The organism is Anaerorhabdus sp. (genome assembly GCF_036641015.1).
In the GTDB taxonomy this organism is placed as follows: Bacteria; Bacillota_I; Bacilli_A; order Erysipelotrichales; family Erysipelotrichaceae; genus Anaerorhabdus.
Window position 1 is genome coordinate 1 of sequence record NZ_JAVWFO010000094.1, and the last position, 3,638, is coordinate 3,638.

Consider the following 3,638-nt stretch of genomic DNA (forward strand, 5'->3'; position numbering starts at 1 on the left):
TATGATTATTCAATTCAAATTGTCATTACTTAAAATAAACGAATAACATTCTGTCTTTTCCGTTTATATCTTGAAGTACTTCTGCTTCAGCGTTAGGCAAATACTCATGCACAAGATTCAACATTGAAATACGTTGATCCCAACCCATTTCAAATGCCATAAACGATTTTTCTTTAACTATTTTTTTACAATTTTCAAATATTGTACGATAGAATTTTAATCCATCATCCCCACCAAATAATGCAACGTGAGGTTCATAATCTACAACTGATGACTCTAGTGTTTCTTTAGATGGAATATAGGGAGGATTACTAATAAGTACATCCACTTTGATTCCCTTATCAATAATTGGTTGTAACATATCGCCCACTAAAAATTCCACTTGTGCTTCATTTATTTTAGCATTCTCTTTAGCAACTTCTATTGCTTCTACACTTATATCAGTCGCATACATATTAATATGTTTCTCTTCATTAGCTACCGCAATCGCAATAGCTCCACTTCCTGTTCCAATATCAACTGCTGTTATATTTTGATTAGGAAACATTTCATCTACTCTCGATAAAATATATGAAACTAATTCTTCTGTTTCAGGTCGTGGTATTAATACATTAGAGTTAACATTAAATTTATATCCATAAAACCATGAATAACCTAAAACATGTTGCATGGGTTCATGATTTAAGATACGTACTAATCCTGCATTAAATTTCTCTAATACATCTTTTGGAACTTCTAAATTCATATTCATGTATAAATCAACTCGTTGCTGTTGTGTTAATTCAACAAGATATGTTAATGCTGTTTGTTCTGGTAAATCTATTTTCATGCATTGTTCTGTTGCATCATGTATTAATTGTTTAAAAGTTGGCATTAGTTATCTCCTGCCAACTTTTGTTTTTGTTCTTCTTGTAAAAGCCCTGCGATGACATCATCCATTTTACCTTCCATGATGCGGTCAAGTTGTGTAATTGTTAATCCAATACGATGATCAGTTACACGGTTTTGTGGATAATTGTATGTACGAATCTTTTCAGATCTATCTCCAGATCCTAATTTACTCTTACGTTCTTTATCTTTTTCTTCATCTTCGCGTCGTTTCATTTCAGCATATACTTTTGCACGAATCGCATTTAAAGCTGTTGCTTTATTCTCAATTTGACTTCGTCCATCTTGACACTTTACAAAGATACCTGTTGGAATATGTGTAATACGTACAGCAGAGTCAGTTTTATTTACGTGTTGTCCCCCAGCTCCGCTGGCTCTCATTGTTTCAACTTCTAAGTCATTCATGTTTAATTCAAAATCATCTTCCGCAATTTCAGGTTCTACTAAAACTGTTGCGGTTGATGTATGAATACGACCTTGTGTTTCTGTCTTTGGCACACGTTGAACTCGATGTGATCCACTTTCAAACTTAAGTTGTCCATATGCTCCATCACCTTTAACCATAAATGATATTAAGGTAAATCCACCTGCTTCAGCTTCCATCATTTCTATGATGTCAACTTTCCATCCACGTGTTTCTGCATATCTTGTATACATACGATATAAATCACCTGCAAAGATATTACCTTCATCTCCACCTGCTGCTCCACGTATTTCAACGATTGCATTGTTATCATCTAGTGGATCTCTTGGTATTAATAAAATCTCAATCTTATCTAATAATTCCTGTTTAGCAGGTTCACATTCTTCAAGTTCCATTTTAGCCATTTCACGAATTTCGTGATCATCTTCTTTTAATAATTGATGAGCTTCATCAATTCTAGATTCTAGTGCCTTTAACTCTCCATATGCATCTACTGCTTGTTTTAATCCTGCTTGCTCTTTTGCAAGTTTCCCCATTAATTTAGGTTGAGAAACTATATCCTCACTCATTAACTGGTCATTTAATTCATTATATCTGTCTTCAATTCTTTGAAGACGTTCTACGATTGCACTCATGTACATTCTCCTTTTACTTTCTTAAACTCACTAACTTTTTTAACTCTACCTAACTAAATATCTATAAATCTAGTTTAGAAGGTTTATCCTTGATCTCATGACAATGACGGCAACGTGCTTCATAACTTTCTGATGCTCCTACTAGAATAAGTGGGTCATTATAACTTGCCGGCGTTCCATCTACTAAACGTTGCGTTCTAGTTGCTGGAGATCCACATTTATTACATACAGCAGTTAGTTTTGTTACAAACTCTGCCTCTGTAATTAAAATTGACATCATACCAAAGGGCTCTCCTCTAAAGTCAGTATCTAAACCTGCACACATTACTCTTTTACCTTTTTTAGCTAAATAATCACAAACTTCCGCAATTCCTTCATCAAAGAATTGTACTTCATCAATCGCAATAACATCAGTCGCATCTGTTACATGATTTAAGATTTCTTTTGATGTACTAACAACAATACTATCAACCGAACTACCTGCATGTGATACAACTTTTGTATTACTATAGCGATTATCTATTGCTGGTTTAATTACTAATATATTTTTCTTTGCAAACTCTAATACTTTGATACGACGGATTAACTCCTCCGTTTTCCCTGCAAACATACAGCCTGCAATTACTTCTACCCAACCAGGGCGATATTGATTATACATCATGCTCATATTTCTACCTCTTAACCTATATAAAATCCTTTACTATTCTACCACAGTAAGACCTATAAGAGAATGGTTAGAGACTTGATTTTTGATGATAAAAGGACTGTATTTCACAGTCCTTTGTAACATTTTCATACTTTTTCATTAAAACCGCTTGTTTTCTTTATTGGCACAAAGAAAAAGAATAGGTTTCCCTATTCTGATTTCATACCAAACTTCTTATTGAACTTCTCAATACGTCCTTGAGCAGCTGCGAAACGTTGACGTCCTGTGTAGAAAGGATGGCAGTTTGAACATGTATCAACTTTAATTTCTTTTTTAGTTGAACCAGATTCAAATTCGTTACCACAACTTGTGCAAATAACTTTACATTTGTTGTACTCTGGATGAATTCCTTGTTTCATAGTTTTTATCTCCTTCCGCCTTAAACTTCTTATCAGTCTAAAGTAAGTGCCCTCATATAATATCATGACATGTTTAAGAAATCAATAATATATATCGACTTTTTCACCCTGTTTTACTCTTTAATAAACTCTATTTGAACTGTTTTTGGCCTAATCTCTATATCACAATCCTGGCATTTAACATCGTCATTGAATTTTGATATTACGCTACATTCGCATACATTAATATTTTTATCACATAAACTTAAATCAATTTCCGCTATAACATCTGTATCTTTAACCTCAATCTCCTCTAATGAAGTAATTGTTATCGAGATAACTTTTGGTAGATTTTGTTTATTATACTTACGTACGTTTGCTTCGTTTATATATGCTATAGGGATATTATTCAATATTTTTTCGTATTTTTTAGTTTCTGCCTTAGCACTACACCCCACTAATATAACGCTAATCAAAAGTAACATTATTTTCTTCATCGCTATCACCTCATTAAATTTATGATAACGCAATGTTGTGTGAAACTTGTGATAGATATTTGAAATTTTAAGCAAGATAAAAGTAGATCTTTCGAGGGTATCCAAAATTTTTAGGGGTCTAGAACTTTAGGGGGCAAGTTTTGGGGTCTA

5 protein-coding genes are annotated in these 3,638 nt (G+C 33.3%); all 5 read right to left on the bottom strand.

The window, feature by feature from the left end:
* Positions 1 to 25: 25 nt before the first annotated feature.
* The gene (prmC, locus tag RR430_RS09155) at positions 26 to 874 is read right to left on the bottom strand and encodes a peptide chain release factor N(5)-glutamine methyltransferase (RefSeq protein WP_332488788.1); all 849 of its coding nucleotides are present in this window, start codon (positions 872 to 874) and stop codon (positions 26 to 28) included.
* The gene (gene prfA, locus RR430_RS09160; protein ID WP_332488786.1) at positions 874 to 1,947 is read right to left on the bottom strand and encodes a peptide chain release factor 1; all 1,074 of its coding nucleotides are present in this window, start codon (positions 1,945 to 1,947) and stop codon (positions 874 to 876) included. The genes prmC and prfA overlap by 1 nt, the downstream gene beginning before the upstream one ends.
* 61 nt (positions 1,948 to 2,008) lie before the next feature.
* A complete protein-coding gene (locus RR430_RS09165) occupies positions 2,009 to 2,605 on the bottom strand; it encodes a thymidine kinase (RefSeq protein WP_332488790.1) in 597 nt (198 codons plus the stop codon).
* Between the two features lie 197 nt (positions 2,606 to 2,802).
* Positions 2,803 to 3,012 (bottom strand): 50S ribosomal protein L31, encoded by a 210-nt coding sequence (gene rpmE / locus RR430_RS09170; protein WP_332488785.1) that lies wholly within the window; start codon positions 3,010 to 3,012, stop codon positions 2,803 to 2,805.
* A gap of 113 nt (positions 3,013 to 3,125) precedes the next feature.
* Positions 3,126 to 3,488, bottom strand: coding sequence for a hypothetical protein (locus tag RR430_RS09175; RefSeq protein ID WP_332488783.1), 363 nt, complete (start codon positions 3,486 to 3,488; stop codon positions 3,126 to 3,128).
* Positions 3,489 to 3,638 lie beyond the last annotated feature (150 nt).

Coding starts and splice junctions, on each gene's coding strand:
- prmC (WP_332488788.1), bottom strand. CDS start 874: ATGCCAACTTTTAAACAATTAATACATGATGCAACAGAACAATGCATG.
- RR430_RS09175 (WP_332488783.1), bottom strand. CDS start 3,488: ATGAAGAAAATAATGTTACTTTTGATTAGCGTTATATTAGTGGGGTGT.
- prfA (WP_332488786.1), bottom strand. CDS start 1,947: ATGAGTGCAATCGTAGAACGTCTTCAAAGAATTGAAGACAGATATAAT.
- rpmE (WP_332488785.1), bottom strand. CDS start 3,012: ATGAAACAAGGAATTCATCCAGAGTACAACAAATGTAAAGTTATTTGC.
- RR430_RS09165 (WP_332488790.1), bottom strand. CDS start 2,605: ATGTATAATCAATATCGCCCTGGTTGGGTAGAAGTAATTGCAGGCTGT.